Raw genomic sequence first — 26,302 nt, 5'->3', positions numbered from 1 at the left:
CTTGGGCATGGGGTCACACATGGGCCTTCCCTCTAGCTACCTCAGCGGAAAGAGGCCCCTGGGGGCAGGGGATGTAAGTCTCGGCGTGGGGGCGCGCAGGGGGTGTCCCCGGAAGCGATCGACGGCAAGACCCGCATGCCGGATCAAAGGACCTTCAGGCCGTCGACGCTGAGGAGTCACCCCCGATAGCACCCCCCAACCCCCACAGGACAAGACCCTCACGGCGGGAAACCCAAAACCCCAACCCCGGGCAACCCCCGCCAAGACAAGCCCCCGCCAGGGGGCACCCCCAGCCCGTCCGGCGCTTGAGGACGGAACCCCCCGCCCCGGGAGAGGACAGCAAAAGCAAGGGCGCCCGGCCCAGGAGCCAAGGCCCCCAAGCACAAGCACCCCCGCCCAAGACAACCCCAGCCCGTCCGGCGATTGAGGACAGACCCCCCACCCCCGGTGAGCACGACAGAGCAAGGGCACCCAGCCCAAGAACCAAGGCACAGGCACAGGCCCCCCGCCAAGGGGACCCCTACGCGTCCAGCACCTCGCGCCATTCCCGTACCGCCGAAGGCGACACCGCCCCCTCCCACCCTCCAGGCCGCGCCGCCCCGCCGATGTGGAACCCGTCGATCCCGGCCGCGAGCAGTACGGGGACATGGTCCAGGCGAAGGCCGCCGCCGACCAGGATGTGGGCCTCGTAGCCGGGTTCGCCCGCGAGGGCGAGTTCGGCGAGGAGGGTGGGCATGCCCTCGTCGACGCCGGAGGGGGACCCTGCCGTGAGGTAGGTGTCGAGGCCGGGGACGTCCGCCAGTTGTTTGCGGAGGGCGTCGCGGTCGGTCGCGCGGTCGATGGCCCGGTGGAAGGTCCAGGCGCAGCCGGAGATCTCGACGAGCAGTCGTTCCACGGTGACCAGGTCGGGGTTGCCCTTCTCGTCGAGGAAGCCGAGGACGAATTCCTCGGCGCCTTCGGCCCGGAGTTCCGCGGCGGACTGGACGAGCTTGTCCACATCTTCCGGGGACCCGCAGGAGAATCCGTCGGCCAGGCGGAGCATGACCCGTAGCGGAATGTCCACGGCGGCTCGGATACGGCCGAAGGTCTCGCGGGACGGGGTCAGACCGTCTGCCGCTATGTCGGTGATGAGCTCCAGCCGGTCCGCCCCTCCGGTCTGGGCCGCGACCGCGTCCTCTGCGTCCAGAGCGATCACCTCAAGGACTGCACGGTTGCTCATGTGACCCCATTCCTCCAGGGAGACGGCATATCGCTCCAATAGGTCTAGTCCAATAGCAAGCCTAGTGCGCAGCTTTCACCACCGCAGCAGCACCCCCATGGGTTCAGACTTGCAGAAGATACGGGCAGGGGGTATACATGAACTCAGAAGACATACCCCCTAGGGGTATAAACGTCGTACAGGGAGGACTCATGGCGCACACAGCCACCCATCAAGAGGTAGAACTCGCCATCGGCGGCATGACGTGCGCCTCCTGCGCTGCCCGTATCGAGAAGAAGCTCAACCGGATGGACGGCGTCGAGGCCACCGTCAACTACTCGACGGAGAAGGCCAAGGTCACCTTCAGCGATGAGGTCTCCATCAAGGATCTCATTGGCACGGTGGAGGCGACCGGCTACAGCGCCAAGCAGCCCAAGCCGAAGGCCGCACCCGGTGCGGGAAGCGGCCAGGCCGGCGGTGGAGACGACGAGGAGGACGAGGGGAACGACCCCGAGGTGGTGGCCCTGCGCCAGCGCCTGATCACCGCCGTCACCCTCTCCGTACCGGTGATCGCGATGGCGATGATCCCGGCGCTCCAGTTCCAGTACTGGCAGTGGCTGTCGCTCACCCTCGCCGCCCCGGTCGTCGTCTATGCCGGCTGGCCCTTCCACCGTGCGGCCTGGAAGAACCTGAAGCACGGCGCCGCCACCATGGACACCCTGGTCTCGGTGGGCACGACGGCCGCGTTCCTGTGGTCGCTGTACGCCCTGTTCTGGGGCCACGCGGGCATGCCCGGCATGACCCACCCCTTCGAGCTCACCATCTCCCGTTCCGATGGCGCGTCGAACATCTACCTGGAGGCCGCCGCAGGCGTCACGGCCTTCATCCTGGCCGGTCGCTACTTCGAGGTCCGGTCCAAGCGCAAGGCCGGCGCGGCGCTGCGGGCCCTGATGCACCTGGGGGCCAAGGAAGTCACGGTCCTGCGCGATGGTGACGAGGTCCGTATACCCACTGGTGAGCTCGCGGTCGGCGACCACTTCCTGGTGCGCCCCGGCGAGAAGATCGCCACCGACGGTGTCGTCGTCGAGGGTTCGTCCGCCGTGGACGCCTCCATGCTCACCGGCGAATCGGTACCCGTAGAGGTCTCCCCAGGTGACGCCGTCACCGGTGCCACCCTGAACGCCGGCGGCCGGCTGGTCGTGGAGGCCACCCGGGTCGGTGCGGACACCCAGCTCGCCCGGATGGCCAAGCTGGTCGAGGACGCCCAGAACGGCAAGGCGGCCGCTCAGCGACTGGCCGACAAGATCTCCGGGGTCTTCGTCCCGATCGTGATCCTCCTGGCGCTCGGCACCCTCGCGGTGTGGCTGGCGACCGGAGAGGGCTGGGCAGCGGCCTTCACCGCGGCCGTGGCCGTACTGATCATCGCTTGCCCCTGCGCCCTGGGTCTGGCCACCCCGACCGCACTCATGGTCGGTACGGGTCGAGGAGCCCAGCTCGGCATCCTGATCAAGGGTCCCGAGGTCCTGGAGACCACCCGCAAGGTCGACACCGTCGTCCTGGACAAGACCGGAACCGTCACCACCGGCAAGATGACCCTGCTCGCCGTCCACTCCGCCGCGTCCACCGACGACGCCGAGGTGCTGCGGATCGCCGGAGCCCTGGAGAACGCGTCCGAGCACCCCATCGCCCAGGCCGTCGCAGCCGGCGCCATCGAGAAGACCGGCCCGCTCGCCACCCCCGAGGACTTCGCCAACATCCCCGGTCTGGGCGTGCAGGGCATCGTCAACGGCCACGCGGTCCTGGTGGGCCGGCAGAAGCTGCTCGCCGAGTGGGAGATCCAGCTGCCGGTGGAGCTGGAGCGCGCCAAGGCGGACGCCGAGGCCAGCGGCCGTACCGCGATCGCTGTGGCATGGGACGGCGAGGCACGCGCCATCCTGGAGGTCGCCGACGCGGTGAAGGACACCAGCGCCGAGGCCATCACCCGGCTGCGCGCCCTGGGGCTGACCCCGATCCTGCTCACCGGTGACAACAAGGCCGTCGCCGACGCGGTGGCCGCCGAGGTGGGCATCGACGAGGTGATCGCCGAGGTCATGCCGGAGGACAAGGTCGATGTGGTCAAGCGCCTTCAGGCGGAGGGCCGCAGTGTCGCCATGGTCGGCGACGGTGTGAACGACGCCGCAGCGCTCGCCCAGGCCGATCTGGGACTGGCGATGGGCACTGGTACGGACGCGGCCATCGAGGCCAGCGATCTGACCCTGGTACGCGGTGACCTCCGGGCGGCGGCAGACGCCATCCGGCTGGCGCGCCGCACGCTGGGCACGATCCGGTCGAACCTGTTCTGGGCCTTCGCCTACAACGTCGCCGCCCTGCCGCTCGCCGCGCTGGGGCTGCTCAGCCCGATGATCGCGGGCGCGGCGATGGCGTTCTCGTCGGTGTTCGTGGTCGGCAACAGTCTGCGGCTGAGGCGCTTCAAGGCACTCTCCAACAGCTGACAACGGGAGAACGGGAACAGCGGAGGTCTGGGCGTCAGCCGCCCAGGCCTCCGCTTCCGAATGCCCCGCCACCGACGTTCTTACCGTGCTTGGGCCGGGCCTCCCGGCCCTTGCCGGTGCTGTGACTGCTGAATGCCTTCATGTTGTACGGGAGCAGCCTCTCCCCCGGGGGGAAGGTGCCCTCGTCCTCTTCCCTGACCTCTTCGATGTGCTCTCGATGGTCGGGTTGATGCGGCTGCTCATCGGCGCGTGGTGGTACGAACTCGTCCCGGCGGCGCGAGTCCCACCACATGGCGGCGGTCAGCATGGCCACCAGGAAGATACCGATAACGAGCATCACAAAGATCATGGCTGTCCGCCTTCCATCCAGGGGTGCACGCACCGCCTAACCCCAGTGTCACCCCATTTGCCCATTTTCGTACCTTTTGGCCAGGTCCAGTGCCCCGGGGCTCGCCTCCTTCCCTCAGCGGCCCCCACGGCCCGCTCTAGAGTCAGAGCCATGAGCCCCACCGCCGCTGACGCCCTCCGGGAACGCTTCTCCCGGGCACTCCTCGCCGCCCGCGCCGGTGCGGAGGGCCCCGATCCCCTTCCGTACGCCGATGAGCTTCTGACCCGCTGGGCCGAGCCCCAGCGCCGGTACCACACCACCGCGCACCTCACGGCGGTCCTCGACCACATCGACACGCTCGCCGCCCACGCCAGCGAGCCCGATCTCGTACGGCTCGCGGCCTGGTTCCATGACGCGGTCTACCTCCCCGACCGCTCCGAGAACGAGGAGCGCTCCGCCCGCCTCGCCGAGCGCGCGCTCACCGAAGCGGGGCTTCCCGCCGAGGCCACCGCCGAGGTCACCCGGCTCGTCCGGCTCACGATCACCCACGCACCCGAGCCGTCCGATGCCCGGGGTGCGGTGCTGTGCGACGCCGATCTCGCGATCCTCGCCGCCCCACCGGCGCCGTACGCGGCCTATGCGGCGGCGGTACGGGAGGAGTACGGCTTCGTCCCGGACGACGCCTTCCGGGCGGGTCGCGCGGCGGTGCTCCAGCAGCTCCTCGCTCTTCCGTCGCTGTTCCACACACCCCATGGGGTACGGGAGTGGGAAGCCCCGGCGCGAGCCAATCTGACGGCCGAACTAGTACTTCTCGGGCAGGGTCCCAACTCGGCTGATCATAAGGGAAGTTGACTCGAAGGGGAGGGAGCGGAAGCGCTCGGCCCAAGCGCCAGCGCCCCCGTCGGGCGAGCGGGGACGGCACTCTCCGCGTCCCCTCCCCCCGCTACCGGGGACCACCGCCGGCGCCGGCTATCACCGCGCGCTGGGAATGCCAGCCCCCGTACTTCCCGTTGCCACTGCTATGCCCGACTCCGTCCCCCGCTCCCGCATGCCCCTTGCCGTCTATATCCTCGGCCTCTCCGTCTTCGCGCTCGGTACCAGCGAGTTCATGCTCTCCGGGCTGCTGCCGCCCATCGCCGACGACATGGACGTCTCCATCCCGCAGGCAGGCCTGCTCACCTCCGCCTTCGCGATCGGTATGGTCGTCGGCGCGCCCCTGCTGGCCGTCGCCACCCTGCGGCTCCCCCGTAAGACCACCCTCATCAGCCTGATCTCCGTGTTCGGCCTGGGACAGGTGGCCGGTGCCCTCGCACCGACCTACGAGATCCTCTTCGCCTCCCGCGTCATCAGCGCACTCGCCTGCGCGGGGTTCTGGGCGGTTGGCGCGACGGTCGCCATCGCCATGGTTCCGGTCACCTCTCGGGCCCGCGCCATGGCCGTGATGATCGGCGGGCTCTCCATAGCCAATGTGCTCGGCGTCCCGGCCGGGGCCTTCCTCGGTGATCATCTGGGCTGGCGGTCCGCGTTCTGGGCGGTGGGCCTGGCATCGGCGATCGCGCTCGTCGGTGTGGTGACGCTGATCCCGCGCATCCCGGTGCCCGCCGAGAAGCCGAGGCTCCGCAAGGAACTGTCGATCTACCGCGATCGACAGGTCTGGCTGTCGATCGCGATCACCGCACTCGCGGCCGGCGGGGTCTTCGCGGTCTTCACCTACTTCGCACCGCTGCTGACCGAGGTCACGGGGATGGACAAGGGCTCGGTGCCGATGGTGCTGGGGCTGTTCGGTCTGGGTGCGCTGATCGGTACCACCGTGGGCGGTCGGGTCGCGGACGCGCATCTCTTCGGAGTGCTGCTCACCGGGATCACGGCCTCAACGGTCTTTCTGGTGGCCCTCGCCCTCTTCGCCGCCACCCCCGCGGTCACGATCGCCCTGGCGTTCCTGCTCGGGCTCTCCGCGTTCTTCACCGCTCCGGCGCTCAACGCCCGGATGTTCAATGTCGCCGGCGCGGCCCCCACACTGGCGGGCGCGACCACCACGGCAGCCTTCAACCTGGGCAACTCGGGTGGCCCATGGCTCGGCGGCAGGGTGATCGACGGGGGCTTCAGCGCCGCCGCGACGGCTTGGGCGGGGGCGGGGATGACCATCGTGGCACTGGCCCTGGTCGCCGTCTCCCTACGGCTCCACGGCACCTCACGTCTGGTGGCGAGTTCCTCGTCCCTCCCCTCGGCCACTCGCAGCACGACACCGAGCGCCGAGCACGTATGAGTCAGACGCGCCTACCCGCGCCCTTCGACGTAAAGCTGGACACCGCGCGGTTCCCCCGCCGAGCTCCCGGCGAAGGAGCTACCAGGCCCGCCCCTTGGGGCGCCTGAGGCCCGCGCCCACCAGCAGTCTCACCACCTCGCGGCTCGACACCTCCACCGCGCCCGCAGCCACCGCGTCCGCGTACCGGTGGGAGGGCAGGTCATAGTGGTCCCGCTCGAAGGCGCGCGGCGGGCAGCCGATCGAGGCGGCGAAGGCGTGCAGTTCGTCGTAGGACTGATCGCTGATGAGATGGGACCAGAGCCGACCGTGGCCCGGCCAGGTCGGGGGGTCTATGTACACGGTCACGCGAGTCCGCCGACCCGGGCCACGACCACGCCCGCCTGGTGGCACACCCACTGGGGATCGGGCCCGAGTTCGGGCACCACCTCCAGGGCGTGGGGGTCGCCCTTGTCGCATACGGGGCAGAGCGGCCAACGGCCATGGCGTTCCAAAAGTGCGTCCTGTACATCTTGGGCGACCAAGCCCGTGATGTACTCAATGCCCTGTGGCCACTGCTCCACCCACCAACGCCGACTGGTCACCGATGCTTCCACGATCGATACGACCTCCGCGTCAGCCACATCGCGCGCGGTGAGGTCCGCGAGCACGAGGGCGCGGGCCATATGAAGGGCCTGCTCAAGGGGGTCGGTGTCATCCATGCAGCCATTGTCACCCCTGTGGCGTACCGACCGCGGCGCCGCACAGGGTCTTGACGTGAGCACAATTATGAAAATATCTTTCATAATGTGAGTGATTCCGTGAAGGATATTTTCAGCACGCGTCCCCCTACTGGGTCAAGGGGGCATACGCCCCCGGCCCCAGCCGCCCTCGCCGCGAAAGTCCGCACCCTCGCGCCGTCGATGACCCGCTCCATGCAGCGGGTCGCCGAAGCCGTCGCCGAGGACCCCGCCGGCTGCGCCGCCCTCACTGTCACAGGTCTCGCCGAGTTGACCGGCACCAGCGAGGCGACCGTCGTACGCACCGCGCGCATCCTCGGCTACCCCGGGTATCGAGATCTACGCCTCGCGCTCGCCGGTCTCGCCGCCCACCAGGAGTCCGGCCGATCCCCCAGCGTCACGGCTGACATCGCTGTCGACGACCCGATCAGCGAGGTGGTCGCCAAGCTGGCGTACGACGAACAGCAGACCCTCGCCGATACGGCGGCCGGTCTCGACGTCGGTCAGCTCTCCGCGTCCGTCACCGCACTCGCCACCGCCCGCCGCATCGATATCTACGGCGTGGGGGCGTCCTGTCTGGTGGGCATGGATCTCCAGCAGAAACTGCTCCGCATCGGCCTGATCGTCCATGCCCACGCCGACCCCCATCTGGCCATCACCAACGCCGTACAGCTGAGGTCCGGCGATGTGGCCATCGCCATCACCCACTCAGGAAAGACCAGCGATGTGATCGAGCCCCTGCGGGCCGCCTTCGATCGCGGTGCGACGACCATCGCCATCACCGGCCGACCGGACGGACCGGTCACCCAGTACGCCGACCACGTACTGACCACCTCCACGGCCAGGGAGAGCGAGCTACGGCCGGCGGCCATGTCCTCCCGTACCGGACAACTGCTGGTCGTCGACTGCCTGTTCATAGGCGTGGCCCAGCGCACCTATGAGACGGCGGCACCCGCGCTGGCCGCCTCCTACGAGGCACTCGCCCACCGCCATAGCCACCGCAACAGCAGCCACAGTCACCGCAGCACCCGATGAACGACACCCAGTACGGCAGCACCAGATGAACAGCAGCGACGGACCATCTCACAGAGAGCAGGGTTCCATGGCCTACCCGTCATCACCGTCGTCCCCTTCGTCCGCTTCGTCCGCTTCCTTTTCGCCTCCCCCCACCGCGCCACCGGACCATGAGCTCCGCGCCCAACTCGACGTGCTCACCACCGAGGCGTTCCGCCCCGAGTTGGCGGAGATCGACCAGCGGTCCACGCTGGACATCGCACGGATCATGAACGGCGAGGACCAGACCGTACCGGCCGCCGTGGCCGCCCAACTGCCGCAGATCGCCGCGGCCATCGACGCGATCGTGGAGCGGATGAGCCGCGGTGGACGGCTCATCTACGCGGGTGCGGGCACCGCCGGTCGGATGGGTGTTCTGGACGCCAGCGAGTGCCCGCCCACCTTCAACACCAGCCCCACCCAGGTCCTGGGTCTCATCGCGGGTGGCCCAGCGGCCATGACGGAAGCGGTCGAAGGCGCCGAAGACCGCGCCGAACTGGCCGTCGAGGATCTGACCGCGCTGGCACCGACACCGGACGACACCGTGGTGGGGATCTCCGCTTCGGGCCGCACTCCCTACGCGGTCGGCGCCGTGAGCCACGCCCGCTCGCTCGGCGCACTCACCGTGGGCCTCTCCTGCAATCCGGGGAGCGCGCTGTCGGCCGCCGCCGATCACCGCGTCGAAGTCGTGGTGGGACCCGAACTCCTCACCGGTTCCACCAGGTTGAAATCCGGCACGGCACAGAAGCTCGTGCTGAACATGATCTCAACGATCACCATGATCCGGTTGGGCAAGACCTATGGAAACCTCATGGTCGATCTACGGGCCTCCAACGAGAAGCTACGCGCCCGCTCCCGGCGCATCGTCGCCCTGGCGACCGACGCGTCCGACGATGAGATCGAGGCCGCTCTCATCGCAACGGACGGCGAGGTGAAGGGCGCGATCCTGACGATCCTGGGAAAGGTGGACGGCACCACGGCAGCTCGGCTGCTGACCCAGAGCAAGGGCCATCTTCGTGCGGCCCTCATCGCGGCCGGCTGACAACGGCTGGTCCGCACTTTCGTCGTAGTACTGCGAGAGGGACAGCTTGCGGAGTCGGCATCGCCGTCGCGCCCGTCAAGCCCTCGGCCGCATCCGAGGCCCCGGCACCGCCCCCACGGTCAGCCGGCGTCTTCCTCGCAGACCGAGGGAACAGCGCGCGACAGCGCCTTGCCGTGCAGCCGATCAAGCTGCTTCTCATGGCGCACCTGGACGGCCGACACCGTCAACAGCCCACGGCAGTACGCGGCCGAACGCGCCGTCGCCGAATCGGCGATGGCACGCACCAAGCCGGAATTGACGCGATTGATCTCCTTGCGGACCTCATGGAGGTCCGGGCGCCAGGTGGGTGCCTGGGAGGGGTCCGCGGTCCACAGCCGGTGCAGCCCGCGCTGCACCACCTTGTTGGCCTCGATCTGATCGCGGAAGATCCGTGACGTCGCTTCGGGATCGGCCCCGATCTCCACTGCCTGCTGACGCACCGTGTCGAGCACCACCTGCTCCCGGGCGGGATCGTCGATGGGGCTGGCCGTCCCCCACTTGGCCGCCGCCACCAGATCGGCGGTGGCAAGCCGCTCGGCGGAGAGCACAGCGATGGTACGTAGTTGGCCGTACGACCCCGAGTGGGCCTCGCCCACGGTCGGGCGGGGATCGGCGGCGAGCGGTGCCGCGCTGGCGGCTGTGGCCCCCGCGAGGAGGACCACAGCGACGGCAGCCGCTGTTAAGGCATGGCGTGCGGTGTTGTGGTGGAACATGGATCTCCCTATGAAGGCCGGGGCGGACGAAGACACGTCAAGGAGCAACCGGTGAACGGTGCTGCCGAAACGCGCCGATGTGCTCGCCCGCAGTACGGTCAGTGCCGACCGCGGTGAACGAGTGGTGTGCCGGGTCAGTCGCTGGCGGCGCCGAGTGCTTCCACCAGTCGCCGGGCCCGGGTGTCGTCCCGCAGGAGGGCATCGACCAGGGGGCCGGTTCCCCCGTCGGTCAGAGCAGCTTTCAGATACGCCTCAAGGGGCCGCTGATCGGCTGTCCCGAGGTCCGGGTCACGGTCCATGACCGCACGGGCGGCGACATAGCCGATGCCCATCTCGGCCAGCCGCTGGCCACCCGCGTAACGGGTCTGAAGGATGTCCACACCCTCAAGGCCCTCAGCCGCCAGATGCGCATAGCGCACGGCCACCTCATGGGTGGCGAGGACGGCGAGCAGGAGATGCTCGGTTCCCTCCCCGTGGCCGACGGCCTGCATCTGGTAGCGGGACTCCAGCTTGATCCAGGCAATCGGGTCAGTGGCCCAGTTGATCCCGGCGAACTGCGTCGTCCACCGTCTGAAGAGCCCCAGTCCCGCATAGCTGCGCAGCCCCAGCAGGGAGTTACGGGTGGGCCAGAGGAAGAGGTCGAGCCCGTCCTCGAGATCGGGCTCAGCGCCGTCGAGGAGGGCGAGCACCGCCTCCGGGGTGGTGCCGCAGATCCGCAGTGTCTCGGCGGCCCGGTTGCCGTCGTCCTGGAGGATGGCCTTCAGGAGATGAACCGGGGTCAGCTTCTTGGCCCTCTCCTGGCGGGCCGCTGCCATGGCCGCTTCGACGGCTCGTCTGGCCGCGCCGGTCAGCCGGGCGTTCTTGCCCATGTGGTCTCCGACGACGGGCGAAGCGGCAACGCCCTGGTCGCGATCGTCGCTGCTCGACCAGGCGTCGGTGCGCCCTTCGCGGTCCCGCAGGAGACTGAGTATGACGGTCTTGGTCACCCAGGCGTCGTTGAGGACGGTTCTCGCTTTGCCGCCCTCGCCGGAAAGCCCGGCGAGCAGTTGCTCCGTACCGATCGGTCCATCCCCGTCCCGGGCACCTTGAGCCGCGCCGAACACCCCCACGGCGGGCCAGTTGGATTCAAGGACGTGCTGGGTCGGGGAGTTCCCCGCATGGCTGCTCATAGGGCAAGAGTGCCTGATCAGGACGGTGCGGGCATCGGCTGTGAGAGGGAGCCACGGCGTTCTCGTTGGTCGCGGGGTCAGGGCGGGAAAAGCACCCGAAGGGAGTTGCGCCGACGGGGTCGCTGGGCTAGCGGTCGGTCCCATCCACTCCATCCACGCGGATGGAACCGTTGGGATGGCCTCCGTCCCGGCCATCCCAGCGGCACCGCCCCGAGGCTCAGCCGAGCGCGGCGGTCAGGTCCACCTCGATCAACTGGCCCGGATATCCGAGCTGGGCGACCCCGAGCAGGGTGCTCGCCGTGGTGAAGGCCGGGGCGATCACGGAGTCATTGAGGCGGAACCAGGCCGCCGCCAGGACCTCGGCATCGTCGCTGGCCACATAGATCACCGAACGGACGACATCCTCCGGGGTAGCGGACACCGCCGCGAGGGCGGCGAGCGCGTTGGCAGCCACCTGGTCGATCTGGGCGTTGAGGTCACTGGCGCCCACCAGTTCGCCGGCCGGGTCCAGCGGACACTGGCCGGACAGATAGGCGGTGCGGCCGGCCTCAACGACGGTGATGTGGTGGTATCCAGGGGTTGCGTGAAGATTGTCGGGGTTGATGCGGGTGATCTGTGCAGTCATATGTCCGATTCTCGCCCCTCGACGAACGGGGCGCACCGGGTTTTCCACCCGGCTCGCCCCATGCCCGTACTCAGATACCCAGCCGGTCAGCTCCGGACTTGATGGAGTACGACGGCAAGTCGCATCGCCGTGTCCAGATTGCACCGCCCCAGGTCGACAAGCGGATACGGATCATCACTGGCAAGCGAGACGGGATCGACCCGAAGCGATGGGAGCGTGACCCCCATCTCCCTCAGCTCGGTCCGCAACTGCTCGATGACCTCCTCGGCAGCCCGCAGCCGCTCCGCCGATCGCAATGTCATACGCCGTCCACCTCCACGCCATGCAATTACTTACGTACACAGCGTGTCCAAGAAGTGGTCCGCCTGAACAAGGACAATCCCGTACGAAGGACGGCTCACCGACGCGGTGGCCTCTGGGGGTGAGTTACGGCGAGACCACCCTGCTCACGTCCGTGGATCGGCCAAGGCGGTCGGGGAGATCCGTCGACCTCCCCGACCCTCAGTGGAATCCAGGGGTGAGCGGGTTGTTCGGGGCGGGTAGGGAACCGGTTCGCTTCTGGGCCGAGGGGGCCTCGCAGATCAGATTGGCGGTCGGCAGCCGACCGGTGACGAGATAGTCATTGGCCGCGCTCTCCGCGCAGACGTTCCCGCTGAGGTCGTACACCCCATGCCCCTCGCCCTCGTCCACGGTCACCAGGCGGGAGCCCTTCAGCGCCTTGTGCATGGCGATCCCGGTGGAGAGCGGAGTCTGTGAGTCCCACTCGTTGTGGAGGATCAGGGCGCTGCCGCGGTGGTTCACCTTCGTGGCCGGCTCGATCGCCTTGGTCCAGAAGGCGCAGGGCGAGATGTTGGACGGATGGTCCCCGTAGAGCGGGTAGCGGGCCGCGTCGCGGCGCGACTCCCTCGCGTACGTACCCGGGTCACGCGGCCAGCTCCGGGTGTCACCGCACAGGAGCGCGTACAGCACGGCAACGGCGTTGTCGGGCAGCTCTCCCAACTCCGGTAGCTCAGGGACCGGCTCACCCGCTGCCGCCCGTTTCAGATCGGCTATGTATCCCGCCCCCACCCGCGGTGAGAAGAACGTGCCCCGGAAGAGGTCACGAATGTCGGTTCCGGTCAGGGAGTACTTCCCCCAGACGATGGGGTGACGATCCGCCTGGGCGACCAGGTCCCAGAAGGTCTTGCTCACTGACGCCGGGGTGTCGCCGAGTTGGTAGGCGGAGTGGTGCGAGGCGGTCCACTTAGTCCACCGCTGGAAGGCCGGTTCGGCCTCCGACGCCCACTTCTGGAAGGTGCCGCGCCAGATCAGTTCGGGGTCGATCGCGCTGTCCAGTACGAAGCGATCGGCCTGCTTCGGGAAGAGCTGGCCGTAGACGGCGCCCAGATACGTCCCGTACGAGTATCCGAAGTACGAGATCTTCTGCTCGCGGAGCACGCTGCGGATGACGTCCATGTCCCGGGCGGTGTTACGGGTGGTGGTGTACCGCATGCGGTCGCTGGACTCGGTGCGGCACTTGCGTGCGATCGTGCGCGCCCAGGCCACCTGCTGGGTGTAGGTCGTGGCCTTGTACGGGCGCATCCACTGCCGTTCCGCCTCGGTGGTGCGGCAGCTGAGGGGGGTGCTCTGGCCGACTCCGCGTGGATCAAAACCGATCAGGTCATATCGGCCAGTAACAGACTCGGGCATGGCGGTCATCATCTGCAGCGGCATGCCCAGCCCCTGGGCGCCGGGGCCACCGGGGTTGAGGAACAGCACCCCACGGCGTTTGGTCGGGTCGCCGGCCGCGAGCCGGGATACCGCCAACTCGATCGCCCTGCCCCCGGGTTCCCGGTAGTCGAGCGGCACCTCGATCGTCGCGCACTCAAGGTCCTGGTCGGTCTCGGCGCATTGCTTCCAGAGCGGTGACTGCTTCATGTATCTGTCCAGAGGACTTGCGGCACTGGCGGGCTCAACGCTGTAGAGCGCGGGGGCCAGTGTCGCGAGCACGGTGACCGCGATCAGTGGCACCAACCGTTGGGCGCGCATGCAGAAGTCCTTCCGGTCACGGTCCGGGGCCCAGGGAACGGGCTGCAATGACTTTGCCGTGCCTAACGGTGCGACCGAAACCCCCAGTTGGTCACACCAGGGGGTATCTTCCCGCTGCCGAGGGGCTGCCCGACCCATCCAACAGGGCACTGGATTCACTGGGCACGCATCCGGCCCCGGCGAGGGACCATGCCTTTTACCGAGAACCCGGCCGAAACTCGGAGGAATCGCTGAGGCCGTCGGCGGGGCGCCGAGGCACCAGAAACAGCCATCGATACGGCCCTGTGACCTTCGCCACGCTGAATAGCGGTTCAGCTCGCAGCTTCCAGGCCCAGGGGGCTTGAACAGCGGAATTCAGGGACACCGCGGAGACCTCATCGGCGGTCCTCCACCGGTGGAGGACCGTCCGAACGGCGCGTACAGGACAGGATTGCCCTACTCCGCATGCCGTTTGGCCGAATCCCCCACCGGGGTCAACTCACTGGTGCCGTTACTGACGCTTCATCAGAATCGGTTGGGCTGCTGCGGAACCGGAGGACGACTGGTGCGGGCCTCGGAAGCGCGCGGCGAGGCCGGCGCGTTGCACATGAGGTCCTTGGCCGGGAGCTTTCCGGTGTTGAGATACGCGTTGGTCTTGCTGTCGGCGCAGTAGTTCCTGCCGAAGCCGTAGACACCGTGGCCCTGGCCGTTCTTCACCGTGATCATCTTGGAGCCACGCAGGGCTCGGTGCAGCCCGATACCCGAGGACAGCGGGGTCTGGGAGTCCCACTCGTTCTGGAGGACCAGAGCGGGAACCTTGTTGTTGACGACGGTGACAGGCTCGACGGACTTGCCCCAGAAGGCACACGGCTTGATGTTGGAAGTGAAGTCGCCGTAGATCGGGTAGCGCGCCTTGTCGCGGATCGCGTCCTTGCGGTACTGCTCGACGTCCTTCGGCCAGGCGGCCGAGTTGTCGTTGCACACAACGGTCCAGAACGCGCTCTCACCGTTGTCCAGCGGCGCGAAGGAGTTAGGAGAACGGGTCGGCGCACCGGGGCCGATGGAGCGTTCACCCGAGGGGGACTTACGGGAGGACAGCTTGCCGGCCGCAGCCAACTTCAACTCCGATATCTCATCGGAGGCCCACTCGACATCGAAGAAGATGTGGCGCCCGGCGCGGATGTCGTCTCCGGTGAGGAGCTCACCGTAGTAGTCGATCGGCTTCCGGTCGGCCTGGGCGACCAGGTCCCAGAACGTCTTGCTGACCTTGGCGGGAGTGTCACCCAGCCCGTACGTGGAGTTCCGCTTGGCGGCCCATTCGGTCCACCGCTTGAAGGCGGGCTCAGCGCCCACCGCCCAGGCCTGGATCATGCCGCGCCAGGCGAGGTTCGGGTCCACCGCGCTGTCCAGGACGAACCGGTCCGACCTGCTCGGGAACATCTGGGTGTAGACGGCGCCCAGATAGGTTCCGTAGGAGTAGCCCAGGTAGGAGATCTTCTTCTCACGCAGGACAGCGCGGACGATGTCCATGTCCCGAGCGGTGTTACGGGTGGTGAAGTGCGGGAGCTTGTCCCCGACCTTCCTCGCGCACTTGTCCGCGACCCCACGCGCCCAGGAGACGTCCTTGTTGAAGGTCGCAGCCTTGTACGGGCGCGGCCAGTCACTGTCCTTGGCGGAGAGCCCACAACTGACGGGGGCGCTGCGCCCAACGCCTCGGGGATCGAAGCCGATGAGGTCATAGCGGTCCCGCACCGACTTGGGCAGCACCTGCCTCATCTCAAGCGGCATGTACAGCCCTTCGCCGCCCGGGCCACCGGGGTTGAAGAACAGCACACCGCGGCGCTTGGCGGCGACGCTGGTCTTCATCCTGGAGATCGTGACCTCGGTCTTCTTCCCGGTCGGCTTCTTGTAGTCGAGCGGCACCTTGATCGTCGCGCACAGGATGGTGCTGGGGGTGCTGGACCCGCACCGCTTCCACGTCGGCTTCTGCTGGGTGTACTGGTCCAGCGGGTTCGCGGCGGCGGCCGGGGTCGCGGCGAGCCCGGGGGCGAGTGTCGCCATCACACTCACGGCGAGCACAGGGACCAGTCGACGTCTTTGCACGGAGGAATCCTTCCAGCGCTTGCAAGGGACATGACGACCCTGCCGTGCCGGGGCGTTCGGTGAATCCCCCGGTCAGGTGGGGTTCTCTCCACCTCAGGTCGGACAACTGATCGACCCTTCTCCTCCTTGCGGCGTACAACGTCAAGCGACCTGTTTATGTCCGCTGTTGGCAGGGCGGCCGATGGTGGGAGCAACCCGCTTCGAGCGCACTTGACGGGCGGTCAGTTCACCTGGAATGCCCTTCCCGACCGAGATGGATGCCGAGAACACGGAGTTTCCTACCCAGCCGTAGCACCTCACCCGCCACATGGATATCGTGCACCCCACGCGATCTCGCATTCTCGCGAGTTATCGCCCTGCGGCTGCCCGGGTAGGGCATGCCGCCAACTGACCTGTGGGGGGTCCTTTTGCTGCGCTCCCAGCGCACGCTGCCGTATGCCCTGATGCGTACGGCAGCAGTATTCGCTCTGTCAGCAGGTGTTGCGGCGCCCGCTCTCGTCAACGCGCCGCCCGCCCACGCGGCGGCGGTCACGTCCCTCACCCTCGATGACGGACGGCTGCTCACCGGCGCCCCGTCCACCGCCCTCTGGGTGAAGGTGAGCGTCCTGGCGTCCACCGCGGCGGGGGCTGAGGTACTCGCCGCGACCGATGACCTGACGTGGCTGGACACCGCGTCGGCTCCCCCTGCGTGGACGACCACCGAGCCGATTCGACTGCCGGAGGGCGTCGCCCTCGGCGACTATCCGGTGCGCGTGGAGTACCGGCTGCCCAACGGGTCCGTGCAGCGCCTCCTCGGCGGCACGTTCAGTTACAAGCTGCACACCGGTGTCTCCCGGCTGGAGTACGACCGGGAGAGCACTGACTACGACAACCGCCATGTGGTGCTGTCCGGAACCGCGACGACCTACAACCCGGCCACGGGCGCCCGCACACCCGCCCGCGAAGGCACCAAGGTGAAGGTGTCCCTGCGCGTGTGGACGCGGCTGGACCACCGGCAGGTCACCGCCACCGCGCTCACCGGTCCCGCGGGCGGTTTCGCCATGCCGATCGCCCCCGACGGGGAGATCCAGAACGGCTACGCGCATGTGGTCGAACCGGCCGCCGACACCGATCCCGTCAGCGGGTTCGCCGTGCCGGGGCTTTCGGCCGAGACGACGAAGTACCGGATCACGGCCCAGACGGACAGGCGCCGGGTCCATCAGGGCGTGCCGTTCACGGTGAAGGGGAAGGTCGAACGGCTGACCGGGGACGGCTGGAAGCCCTTCGCGGGTGCGCCGATCGTGACCACCGAGCAGGACCCCCGGCAGTCGTCGATCACCCATATCGCCGGTCTGCTGGGTAGTGGCACGGCGGCGGCTGACGGCACGTTCTCGTACCAGGCGAAGGCGTACACCGCAGCCGCGGCCAGCACCTTCGTACGGCCCTCCGGCCATCTGGCGGATCTGGCGTTCGACCGGAGCCAGGTCTTCGTCCCACAGCCGGTCGCCTACAAGAACGTCAAGATCGCGCTCTCCTCGTACGGCGAGGTGTCGGCAAGCGGCCAACTCGCCCAGGGGTGGTGCGAGAACGAGAGGGTTTCCCTCCAGTACTCGGTCGACGGCCGAACCTGGTGGAACATGCGCACCGTCAACACCACCAGCAACTGTGCGTTCAGTACCGCCGCTCCCGGCTATGTGAGTGCGTACTACCGCGTCCACCACGCCGAGTCGGACTACTACCGCGAGCAGGCCAGTACACCGGTCTACCAGTCGCGGTACCCGGTGCGGTTCGCCGGCCCCAAGCTGTCACCGGCCCGACCGGCCAAGAACAGTAACCTCACCGCGTCCGGCACGCTCCAGCGCCAGGTCAAGGGCGTCTGGCAGCCGTACGCCGGCGCAAAGCTGATGGTTCTCTTCAAGCCCAAGGGCGACACCCAGTGGTACTGGGTGGCCAAGGGCAAGTCCGGCAGCGGCGGCAAGTACTCGCTGAAGGGCAAGGTGCACGGCGACGGGCACTGGGCCGTGATCACCGAAGAGACCAAGGGCTACTTCCATGGCGAGACGAAGGTGACCTACATCGATGCGCGCTGACCTCACGGGCCCCCGAAGGGGCAGGCTCTCCCTCGTCGCATCGGTCGCGGCCCTCTCGATCGCCACGGCCACGGCTCCGGCGATCGCCGCCCCGAACGCCCCGGGCGATCCGGCCCCCGTCGGCGTCGGCGTCGCCGCCACCGACCAGATCCAGCGCGGGGTGTTCCAGGTGACCGCCTGGACCGACGCCCCCAGCGCACGCATCCAGAAGGTGTCGGCGCGGATCCGCCAGGACGAGCGCGTCATAGCCGACGTGGATTCGGTTCCGGAACTGGCCGGGGACCCGGGCACCTTCCGGATATCCGCCGCCAACCCGCTGAAGCTGACCGAGGACGGCGGCTCCATCCCCGAACTCGGCCGGTACGCGATCGATGTGACCGCAACCGACGACAAGGGCAACACCGTGACCCGCAAGAACGCGGGCACGCTCAACTTCACCCTGCGTCCCGGCATCGGCTTCCAGGTCGGGAAGCCGACCTTCGACGACCGCAACGCCCGACCCCAGGGCCGGCTGATCGGCTACCAGCCGGGTTCGAACGACTCGGTGCCGCTGCCCGGCCGTACCGTCGAGGTCACCCGCACCGACGGCAGGGGCGGTCCGACCCACCAGGTGGTCACCACGGACAGCGGTGAGTTCACCTCTCCCGCCTTCGCGCTGACCGCGCCGGCGGGCGAGTTCCGTGCCACCTTCGCCGAGACCAGTGCCCAGGTCAACGGCCAAGCGTCCCATGACGCCAGGGTCTGGCAGTGGGCGACCCAGCGCCTCACGGTGTCGGCGAGCGCCGACAAGGCCCGGGTACTGCCCGGGGAGCGGCTCACCGTCGACGGGCGGGTGCTGAGCGGCACGGAACCGGTCGCGAACACGGCCATGCGGGTCAGGCTCACCAGGGACTACCAGGACACGGTGGTCACCACGACCGTCACCACCGACGCTGATGGACGCTTCACCGCCCAACTGCCCGCGACCCCCGACAACAAGGTGACCGGATGGATCGCCACCCCCGACGATCCCTTCCAGAGCGGCACCGCGATCGGCCAGGTGGCCATGCCGTCCGAGTCCTCGCTCGGGGTGCTGTCGGCCTCGCTCTCAGCGGACGGCGTGGTCACCGTCAGCGGCACCTTCCGCGGTACCTACCAGAGCGGCTCCACCTACCAGGGCGGACAGTGGCTCCAGATCGAGCACTCGGTCGACGGCAAGAACGGTTGGAAGCCGGTGGGCACGGGCGACACCTCACTCGCCGACTCAGGCGGCTGGTACGCCCACACCTACACCCTGCGTTCCAAGAGCACCACCGGCGGGTACTTCCGGGTCCGCCATCTGGTCAGCGACGAGTTCGCGGAGAGCGTGAGCCCGGTGTTCAGACTGGCGCGCGCCGAGACCCGGGTGACGGGGATCAACGCGGCTCCGGAACCCATCGGGAAGGGGAAGACCATCACGGTCGCCGGGCTGCTCAGCGAGAAGAAGGGCAGTGGTTGGAAGGGGATCGCCAAGGCACCGGTGGAGCTGTGGTTCAAGCCGTCCAGCGGTACGAGGTACGCCCGGGTCAGCACCGGGAAGACCGACTCGGCCGGGCGGGCCAAGCTGACGGCCAAGGCGACCGTGGACGGCACCTGGTTGATCCGCTACCTCGGTGACTCGACCCGCTTCAACTCGACCGGCGTGGGCGACTGGGTCGACGTGCGCTGAGGTCGGGGAGGGCGTCAGGGGCGGGGGACCGGGCCGGGAGAGAGACCGGGCCGGTTGGAACCGGCCCGGTTGGAACCAGACCGGTTGAAGCCGGGCCGGTTGGAGCACCCGCCCCGCCGGGGCGATCCTGCCGGTGCCGTCCTGCCGGTGCGGTTGCGTCAGTGCCGTGGCGCCGGTGAGGGGCGAGGTGTCGCCGGAGCCCGGTGGGGCGCGGGCTGGCTTCGAGCGGGCCTGGCTGCCCTGGGCGGGTGCCATCGGCGCCTGAGCCACTCCCTGACAGCCCCCGGGCTTTCCGAAGGTCTCGGGGGCTCGGGGGGCTCAGAGCAGCTTCGACCGGCCTTCCGTACGGCCGCGCCCCGGCACGCCAAAGGGCGGCACCCCCTGGAAGTTGGGGTGCCGCCCTCTGGATGTGCTGGGGCTACCGATCCGGGTGGATCAGAAGTCCATGTCACCGCCGGGCATACCGCCCGGAGCAGCCGCAGAGGCCTTCTCCGGCTTGTCGGCGATGACGGCCTCGGTGGTGAGGAACAGCGCGGCGATCGACGCGGCGTTCTGCAGTGCCGAGCGGGTCACCTTCGCCGGGTCGAGAATGCCCGCGGCGATCATGTCCACGTACTCACCGGTCGCGGCGTTCAGACCGAAACCAGGGGTGAGGTTGCGCACCTTCTCGACGACGACGCCACCCTCAAGACCACCGTTGATGGCGATCTGCTTGAGCGGGGCCTCCAGGGCGAGCCGCACGGCGTTGGCGCCGGTCGCCTCGTCACCCTCAAGGTCGAGCTTCTCGAAGACCGAGGAAGCCTGGAGCAGTGCCACGCCACCACCGGCGACGATGCCCTCTTCGACGGCCGCCTTCGCGTTGCGAACGGCGTCCTCGATGCGGTGCTTGCGCTCCTTGAGCTCAACCTCGGTCGCGGCACCGGCCTTGATGACGGCCACGCCGCCGGCCAGCTTCGCAAGGCGCTCCTGGAGCTTCTCGCGGTCGTAGTCCGAGTCAGAGTTCTCGATCTCGGCGCGGATCTGGTTGACCCGCCCGGCGACCTGGTCGCTGTCACCGGCACCGTCGACGATGGTGGTCTCGTCCTTGGTGATGACGACCTTGCGGGCGCGGCCCAGCAGGTCGAGACCGGCGTTCTCCAGCTTGAGGCCGACCTCTTCGGAGATGACCGTGCCACCGGTGAGGATGGCGATGTCGTTCAGCATGGCCTTACGACGGTCGCCGAAGCCCGGAGCCTTGACGGCAACGGACTTGAAGGTGCCGCGGATCTTGTTCACGACGAGCGTGGACAGGGCCTCGCCCTCGACGTCCTCGGCGATGATCAGCAGCGGCTTGCCGGACTGCATGACCTTCTCCAGCAGCGGCAGCAGGTCCTTGACGCTGCCGATCTTGGAGTTGACGATCAGGATGTACGGGTCGTCCAGGGACGCCTCCATACGCTCCATGTCGGTGGCGAAGTACGCCGAGATGTAGCCCTTGTCGAAGCGCATGCCTTCGGTGAGCTCCAGCTCCAGACCGAAGGTCTGGGACTCCTCGACGGTGATGACGCCTTCCTTGCCGACCTTGTCCATGGCCTCGGCGATGAGCTCGCCGATCTGGGTGTCAGCAGCGGAGATCGAGGCGGTAGAAGCGATCTGCTCCTTGGTCTCCACGTCCTTGGCCTGCTCAAGGAGGGCACCGGAGACGGCCTCAACGGCCTTCTCGATACCGCGCTTGAGGGCCATCGGGTTCGCGCCGGCCGCAACGTTGCGCAGCCCTTCGCGGACGAGCGCCTGAGCGAGAACGGTGGCGGTGGTCGTGCCGTCGCCAGCGACGTCATCCGTCTTCTTGGCGACTTCCTTGACCAGCTCGGCGCCGATCTTCTCGTACGGGTCCTCCAGCTCGATCTCCTTGGCGATGGACACACCATCGTTGGTGATCGTGGGCGCGCCCCACTTCTTCTCAAGGACGACGTTGCGGCCCTTGGGGCCGAGGGTCACCTTGACGGCGTCGGCGAGCTGGTTCATCCCGCGCTCAAGGCCGCGCCGTGCCTCCTCGTCGAACGCGATGATCTTTGCCATGTGAAGTGTCCTCCACGGACTGGGTGGGAAGCTCTGGGGGACCGCGCTGGCGCCCGCGACGGACGGCCTGCCTGCCGGATGGTTTTCTGTACCTTCCGGCCTGCGGGCCTCACCGACCCGGTCCTTCTTTTTGTCACTCTCACCCGGAGAGTGCTAACGCCAATGATTAGCACTCGCCCCCTCCGAGTGCAAGCGCCTTGGGGATAACCACCCCCGGGCCGGCCCTGCGAAAAGGGCCCTGGGCGGAGCCTGTGCAAGGACAAGAGAGCAGGTGGGAAGGGGGGCGCGCGGCGCGGCTGCGATACCCAGCCGATGGAGACCCACCGTGGACTCGCCGGGGCCCATGGGGCGCGCGACTGGAGCGGACAGCGGGCGCTCGCGGGCTCCGACGACGGAACGGGGGCGCGATGAAGCCGAGTGCGCCGGGTCACTTGGGCGGGACCCAGGGGCCGGGGCGGCCGGGCCCGCGGGGTTGTACGCGGGGGCGCGAATGCGCGCGGAGCCGCGGTGGCGGGGAGCGAACCCGGCGCGGGGCCGGGGCCGAGCGGTGCGGGAGGCCCAGGGCCCCGGCACGGGATCGGGCCGGAGCCTTGAGACGATCACGAGACGATGGGGATGGCGGCCCGAGCGGGACACGCATATGGGGTCCACACCCCCCGGCGGGATGTGGACCCCATATACATATAGATGAGCGTGTCGGTGGCCGATCGCGTCGCAGATGCCGCGGAGTCAGACCGCGAGCTTGACCATGTCCGCCTGCGGACCCTTCTGCCCCTGCGAGATCTCGAACTCGACTCGCTGACCCTCCTCCAGGGTGCGGTAGCCGTCCATCTGAATCGCGCTGTAGTGGACGAAAACATCCGCACCACCGTCGACCGCGATGAAGCCGTAGCCCTTCTCCGCGTTGAACCACTTGACGGTGCCCTGAGCCATGCCTAACTCCCCTATTACTGGCCCTTGCGCAGGACCGCACTTCGCGGACCCGGGTCAGACCTCACCTGCTGTCGTTCTCCCCTGACGAAAGCAGTGGGGAGGCGGCTACAGGTGTGCGCCGGAACGCGTCGACCGCGGCTGAATGTATCTGCCCAACTGCCCTCTGCAACAGGTCAATCGGACGAGAAATCGCAGCATCAGCTAACGGGAAATTGATATGAATTCCAGAAGTTCCGGGGCAAGTCGGGCCAGGCAAAGGAGACTTATGAGACAAATCTCCGGAGCACATTGGCTGTTTCTTATCGGACCCGGGGCGCATTCTCTTACGCGGCCAACAAGGGCGGCGGCGAGGCGTTCCCCAACTGTATCGCGCTCAACCACACAGAATTGCCCCCTCCGCTTCTCTCACGGAGGGGGCAATTGAAATGACGTTGCGTAATTAGCCACCGGCCACGGCGGGGATGATGGAGACGCCCGCACCATCCGGGGTCGCCGTCTGCAGTCCCTGCTCGAAACGGACGTCGTCATCGTTCACATAGACGTTGACGAAGCGACGCAGCTTCCCCTGGTCGTCCAGGACGCGTGCGGCGATCCCCGTGTGGTTCTTCTCCAGGTCCGCGATGACCTCGGAGAGGGTCGCGCCCTCGGCCGGGACCTCGGCCTTGCCGCCGGTGTAGGTGCGCAGAATGGTCGGGATGCGGACGTTGACGCTCATCTTCGGGTCTCCCAGTGATCCAGTGGCTCTAGATGGCTAGGCCGGCGGCGCGGAACGCGTCCAGGCTCGGGCGGATGGTCGCGGCAGGGCCGGTGGTCGGCGCGACGGCGTCCAGGGTCTTGAGGCCGTCGCCGGTGTTGAGGACGACCGTGGTGAGGGTGGGGTCGAGCGCCCCGCTCTCGATCAGCTTGCGGGTCACCCCTACCGTCACTCCACCCGCGGTCTCGGCGAAGATGCCCTCGGTGCGGGCCAGCAGCTTGATCGCGGCCACGTTCTGCTCGTCATCGACGTCCTCGACGGCGCCACCGGTGCGGCGGACGATGTCCAGCACATAGGGCCCGTCGGCGGGATTGCCGATCGCGAGGGACTTGGCGATGGTGTTCGGCTTCACCGGGCGTACCACCTCGTGGCCGGCCTTGAAGGCCGCGGACACCGGTGAACACCCCTCGGCCTGCGCACCGAAGATCTTGTACGGGCGGTCCTCGACGAGTCCCAGCTTGATCAGCTCCTGGAACCCCTTGTCGATCTTTGTGAGCTGCGAGCCGGAAGCGATCGGAATCACGATCTGGTCCGGCAGCCGCCAGCCGAGCTGCTCACAGATCTCGTACGCGAGGGTCTTGGAGCCCTCGCCGTAGTACGGGCGGAGGTTGACGTTGACGAAGCCCCAGCCCTCACCGAGCGGGTCGCCGATCAACTCGGAGCAGAAGCGGTTGACATCGTCGTAGTTGCCTTCGATGCCGACCAGGTCACCACCGTAGACCGCGGCCATCACGACCTTGCCCTGCTCCAGGTCATGCGGGATGAAGACGCAGGAGCGGAAGCCGGCACGGGCTGCCGCGGCGCCGACCGCACCGGCGAGGTTGCCGGTGGAGGAGCACGACAGGGTGGTGAAGCCGAAGGCACGGGCGGCCTCAACGGCGATGGCCACGACCCGGTCCTTGAACGAGTGGGTCGGGTTCCCGGAGTCGTCCTTGATGTAGAGCGAGCCGGTCACGCCCAGTTCGCGGGCGAGATTGCCGGCCTCGACCAACTTGGTGAAGCCGGGGTTGAGACTGGGCTTGTCGGCCACATCGGCGGGGACGGGCAGCAGCGGGGCGTAGCGCCAGATGTTGTTCGGGCCGGCCTCGATCCGCTTCCGCAGCTCTTCGGGGCCTTCGGTCGGGAGGTCGTAGGCGACTTCCAGTGGGCCGAAACACGAGGCACAGGCAAAGATCGGGCCGAGTTCGAATCGCTCGCCACACTCGCGACAGGAGAGCGCTGAGGCGGGTCCGAGGTCGAGTGTGGTGGTGTCTGCGGCAGTCTGCACAGCCATGGAGGCGAGGCCCTTTCTCCTCATCTTCCTCATGACGCATTTCGCCATGAGACGGATTTGGCACCTTCCCTAGCCGGGAGCCTCGCGACGCTGATGGCACTGCCGCAGCCGTCTGACGAAACTGTCAGTGACTAGCAGCAGACTCTTTCATGCGACGGAGACCGGCTGGTGGTTGCCGGGGCTTCAACGGGCCGTATCCCTCTGCCCCTCTGGATGAGCGGTATTCAATTATCGATCATGCTGATGTCGATCAGGCTGAGCTGAACCCGCTCCGCACCGATCAACACGCCACCCCGACATGCGCCGGGCGTCAGCGTTGCTCAAGACTGTAACCGAACGCCCGGACTGTTGAGATAGTCGTCCGAACCGCGAGATGGATCACAAGGTGCAGGAGTGGCGAACGTGCTCGAAGAGGTGGAGCGCTGGCTGACCAGGCGATCCTGGTCCGCAGCCGACCGCCCGCTGGCCCGGCTGATGGCGGCAAAACGCTCAGCGGGAACGACCATCAGCGTGGTTCTACCCGCCCTGAACGAAGAGGCCACGGTCGGCGATATCGCCACCGTCATCCGCCGTGAGCTGATGGAGGCGGTGCCACTCATCGACGAGTTGGTGGTGATCGACTCGGGCTCCACGGACCGTACGGCCGAGGTCGCCGCTGAAGCCGGCGCCCGGGTGGTTCACCGGGACGCGATCCTGCCGCGGATTCCGACCCTCGCCGGCAAGGGCGAGGTGCTCTGGCGCTCACTAATGGTTACGCACGGTGACATAGTCTGTTTTGTGGACGCGGACCTCCGGGATTTCTCGGCCGACTTCGTCTCCGGAATCGCGGGCCCTCTGCTGACCGAGCCCGATGTGCACTTCGTCAAGGCCATGTACGACCGCCCGCTCGGCGACCTCGCAGGCCAGGGCGGCCGAGTGACCGAGCTGGTGGCCCGCCCACTGCTCAATCTGCACTGGCCGGCACTGGCCGGGTTCGTCCAACCGCTCGGCGGGGAGTACGCGGCGAGGCGCTCCTTGCTGGAGCGGTTGCCCTTCCCCGTCGGTTACGGGGTGGAGTTGGGGCTTCTCGTGGACGCATTGCACACCGTGGGGCTCGACGGCCTCGCCCAGGTCGATGTCGGCTCACGCAAGCACCGCCACCAAGACGGACAGGCGCTGGGCCGTATGGCCGCCACGATCTATCGAACCGCGCAACTGCGACTCTCCCGTGGCCATTTGGTACGCCCATCACTGACGCAATTCGAACGGGGCGAAGAGGGGTTCGTTCCCCGGACCTATCCGGTGGACACCGAGGAACGACCGCCAATGCGCGAGATCGGTGAGTATGCGGCGCGTCGCGCGGCATAGCCACGCCCGATTCCTCTTGGTAAATGACCATCCTATTTATGAACTTTGGAAGTCATGCGCTGAGGCACATCGGATTGTTCTTCATCGTCGTCACCATCATGGGGGCGGCCGCTCCGGCGGCTCCGGCCGGTAATCCAGGAACCGAGCGCCTTTGGTTGCTGGGGGGACTGGCGCTGAGCCTGACGGCGGCGGGGGTTGTGGGGGTGGTGGCGGCGCGGGGGCGGGGGCGGGAGTGAGTTTGGGGCTGCCGGCCCAGAGTGGGGTCCTGGCGGGGGCCTGTGTTGGCAGGGGTGCCTGTGCCTGGGGCGAGGCCTTGGTTCTTGGGGTCGGCGGCCCCCGTCTTGGTTGTCCCCACCGGGGGTGGGGGGTTCCGTCCTCAAACGCCGGACGGGCTGAGGTGGGCTCCTGGCAGGGGCCTGTCTTGGTGGGG

At 67.9% G+C, this 26,302-nt stretch carries 23 protein-coding genes and 1 riboswitch; of the genes, 9 read left to right on the top strand and 14 right to left on the bottom strand.

Annotation, left to right across the window (positions count from 1 at the left end; genetic code table 11):
• Positions 1-520 precede the first annotated feature (520 nt).
• On the bottom strand, positions 521-1,219 hold the full coding sequence (locus NBG84_RS26620) for a copper homeostasis protein CutC (protein WP_250922148.1): 699 nt from the start codon (positions 1,217-1,219) through the stop codon (positions 521-523).
• 191 nt (positions 1,220-1,410) lie between these two features.
• Between NBG84_RS26620 and NBG84_RS26615 the strand changes: the two genes are divergently transcribed.
• Positions 1,411-3,690 (top strand): heavy metal translocating P-type ATPase, encoded by a 2,280-nt coding sequence (locus NBG84_RS26615; protein ID WP_250922147.1) that lies wholly within the window; start codon positions 1,411-1,413, stop codon positions 3,688-3,690.
• A gap of 34 nt (positions 3,691-3,724) precedes the next feature.
• On the opposite strand, the gene NBG84_RS26610 is transcribed toward NBG84_RS26615, so the two are convergent.
• The gene (locus NBG84_RS26610) at positions 3,725-4,039 is read right to left on the bottom strand and encodes a DUF6479 family protein (protein ID WP_250922146.1); all 315 of its coding nucleotides are present in this window, start codon (positions 4,037-4,039) and stop codon (positions 3,725-3,727) included.
• 150 nt (positions 4,040-4,189) lie between these two features.
• On the opposite strand from NBG84_RS26610, the gene NBG84_RS26605 reads away from it, so the two are divergent.
• The gene (locus NBG84_RS26605; protein WP_250922145.1) at positions 4,190-4,870 is read left to right on the top strand and encodes an HD domain-containing protein; all 681 of its coding nucleotides are present in this window, start codon (positions 4,190-4,192) and stop codon (positions 4,868-4,870) included.
• Positions 4,871-5,066: 196 nt separating this feature from the next.
• Entirely contained in the window at positions 5,067-6,284 is a 1,218-nt protein-coding gene (locus NBG84_RS26600; protein ID WP_250922191.1) for a Cmx/CmrA family chloramphenicol efflux MFS transporter, read from the top strand.
• Positions 6,285-6,362: 78 nt separating this feature from the next.
• On the opposite strand, the gene NBG84_RS26595 is transcribed toward NBG84_RS26600, so the two are convergent.
• Both NBG84_RS26595 and NBG84_RS26590 read right to left on the bottom strand, forming a co-directional pair.
• Positions 6,363-6,629: a DUF4031 domain-containing protein gene (locus NBG84_RS26595; protein WP_250922144.1), complete on the bottom strand. Its 267-nt coding sequence runs from the start codon at positions 6,627-6,629 to the stop codon at positions 6,363-6,365.
• Positions 6,626-6,982: a hypothetical protein gene (locus NBG84_RS26590; RefSeq protein WP_250922143.1), complete on the bottom strand. Its 357-nt coding sequence runs from the start codon at positions 6,980-6,982 to the stop codon at positions 6,626-6,628. The genes NBG84_RS26595 and NBG84_RS26590 overlap by 4 nt, the downstream gene beginning before the upstream one ends.
• Positions 6,983-7,081: 99 nt before the next feature.
• Between NBG84_RS26590 and NBG84_RS26585 the strand changes: the two genes are divergently transcribed.
• Both NBG84_RS26585 and murQ read left to right on the top strand, forming a co-directional pair.
• Positions 7,082-8,035 carry a MurR/RpiR family transcriptional regulator gene (locus NBG84_RS26585; protein WP_250922190.1) on the top strand — a complete coding sequence of 318 codons (954 nt, stop codon included), beginning with the start codon at positions 7,082-7,084 and terminating at the stop codon, positions 8,033-8,035.
• Between the two features lie 67 nt (positions 8,036-8,102).
• Positions 8,103-9,095: an N-acetylmuramic acid 6-phosphate etherase gene (gene murQ / locus NBG84_RS26580; RefSeq protein ID WP_250922142.1), complete on the top strand. Its 993-nt coding sequence runs from the start codon at positions 8,103-8,105 to the stop codon at positions 9,093-9,095.
• A 119-nt stretch (positions 9,096-9,214) separates the two neighbouring features.
• On the opposite strand, the gene aroQ is transcribed toward murQ, so the two are convergent.
• From aroQ to NBG84_RS26550, 6 genes are all read right to left on the bottom strand, one after another.
• Entirely contained in the window at positions 9,215-9,847 is a 633-nt protein-coding gene (aroQ, locus tag NBG84_RS26575; RefSeq protein WP_250922141.1) for a gamma subclass chorismate mutase AroQ, read from the bottom strand.
• Between the two features lie 134 nt (positions 9,848-9,981).
• Positions 9,982-11,016, bottom strand: coding sequence for a Clp protease N-terminal domain-containing protein (locus tag NBG84_RS26570; protein WP_250922140.1), 1,035 nt, complete (start codon positions 11,014-11,016; stop codon positions 9,982-9,984).
• 217 nt (positions 11,017-11,233) lie between these two features.
• Complete coding sequence (locus tag NBG84_RS26565; RefSeq protein ID WP_250922139.1) at positions 11,234-11,641, bottom strand: RidA family protein; 408 nt, start codon at positions 11,639-11,641, stop codon at positions 11,234-11,236.
• 86 nt (positions 11,642-11,727) lie between these two features.
• Positions 11,728-11,943, bottom strand: a complete 216-nt coding sequence (locus NBG84_RS26560; protein ID WP_250922138.1) for a hypothetical protein — start codon at positions 11,941-11,943, stop codon at positions 11,728-11,730.
• A 199-nt stretch (positions 11,944-12,142) separates the two neighbouring features.
• Complete coding sequence (locus NBG84_RS26555; RefSeq protein WP_250922137.1) at positions 12,143-13,669, bottom strand: alpha/beta hydrolase; 1,527 nt, start codon at positions 13,667-13,669, stop codon at positions 12,143-12,145.
• A gap of 504 nt (positions 13,670-14,173) precedes the next feature.
• Positions 14,174-15,709, bottom strand: a complete 1,536-nt coding sequence (locus tag NBG84_RS26550; protein WP_250922189.1) for an alpha/beta hydrolase — start codon at positions 15,707-15,709, stop codon at positions 14,174-14,176.
• A gap of 419 nt (positions 15,710-16,128) precedes the next feature.
• Between NBG84_RS26550 and NBG84_RS26545 the strand changes: the two genes are divergently transcribed.
• Together NBG84_RS26545 and NBG84_RS26540 are read left to right on the top strand one after the other, a co-directional pair.
• Positions 16,129-17,820: a hypothetical protein gene (locus tag NBG84_RS26545; protein WP_250922136.1), complete on the top strand. Its 1,692-nt coding sequence runs from the start codon at positions 16,129-16,131 to the stop codon at positions 17,818-17,820.
• A complete protein-coding gene (locus NBG84_RS26540; RefSeq protein ID WP_250922135.1) occupies positions 17,810-19,507 on the top strand; it encodes a hypothetical protein in 1,698 nt (565 codons plus the stop codon). Before NBG84_RS26545 ends, NBG84_RS26540 begins: the two co-directional genes overlap by 11 nt.
• A 435-nt stretch (positions 19,508-19,942) precedes the next feature.
• Here the strand turns inward: NBG84_RS26540 and groL are convergent, their stop codons facing one another.
• From groL to thrC, 4 genes are all read right to left on the bottom strand, one after another.
• On the bottom strand, positions 19,943-21,565 hold the full coding sequence (gene groL, locus NBG84_RS26535; protein ID WP_250922134.1) for a chaperonin GroEL: 1,623 nt from the start codon (positions 21,563-21,565) through the stop codon (positions 19,943-19,945).
• Between the two features lie 729 nt (positions 21,566-22,294).
• Positions 22,295-22,498: a cold-shock protein gene (locus tag NBG84_RS26530; protein ID WP_005315736.1), complete on the bottom strand. Its 204-nt coding sequence runs from the start codon at positions 22,496-22,498 to the stop codon at positions 22,295-22,297.
• Positions 22,499-22,937: 439 nt separating this feature from the next.
• Positions 22,938-23,213: a MoaD/ThiS family protein gene (locus tag NBG84_RS26525; protein ID WP_250922133.1), complete on the bottom strand. Its 276-nt coding sequence runs from the start codon at positions 23,211-23,213 to the stop codon at positions 22,938-22,940.
• A gap of 28 nt (positions 23,214-23,241) precedes the next feature.
• Entirely contained in the window at positions 23,242-24,525 is a 1,284-nt protein-coding gene (gene thrC / locus NBG84_RS26520) for a threonine synthase (RefSeq protein ID WP_250922132.1), read from the bottom strand.
• Positions 24,526-24,542: 17 nt separating this feature from the next.
• A riboswitch (SAM riboswitch) is annotated at positions 24,543-24,745 on the bottom strand.
• A gap of 182 nt (positions 24,746-24,927) precedes the next feature.
• Here thrC and NBG84_RS26515 point away from each other — a divergent pair.
• Positions 24,928-25,872, top strand: a complete 945-nt coding sequence (locus NBG84_RS26515) for a glucosyl-3-phosphoglycerate synthase (RefSeq protein WP_250922188.1) — start codon at positions 24,928-24,930, stop codon at positions 25,870-25,872.
• Between the two features lie 38 nt (positions 25,873-25,910).
• Positions 25,911-26,108, top strand: coding sequence for a hypothetical protein (locus tag NBG84_RS26510; RefSeq protein ID WP_250922131.1), 198 nt, complete (start codon positions 25,911-25,913; stop codon positions 26,106-26,108).
• The last annotated feature ends 194 nt before the right edge of the window (positions 26,109-26,302 follow it).

The organism is Streptomyces albipurpureus, assembly GCF_023701525.1.
Taxonomy (GTDB): domain Bacteria; phylum Actinomycetota; class Actinomycetes; order Streptomycetales; family Streptomycetaceae; genus Streptomyces; species Streptomyces albipurpureus.
This window is presented reverse-complemented; position numbering and strand designations above follow the sequence as displayed.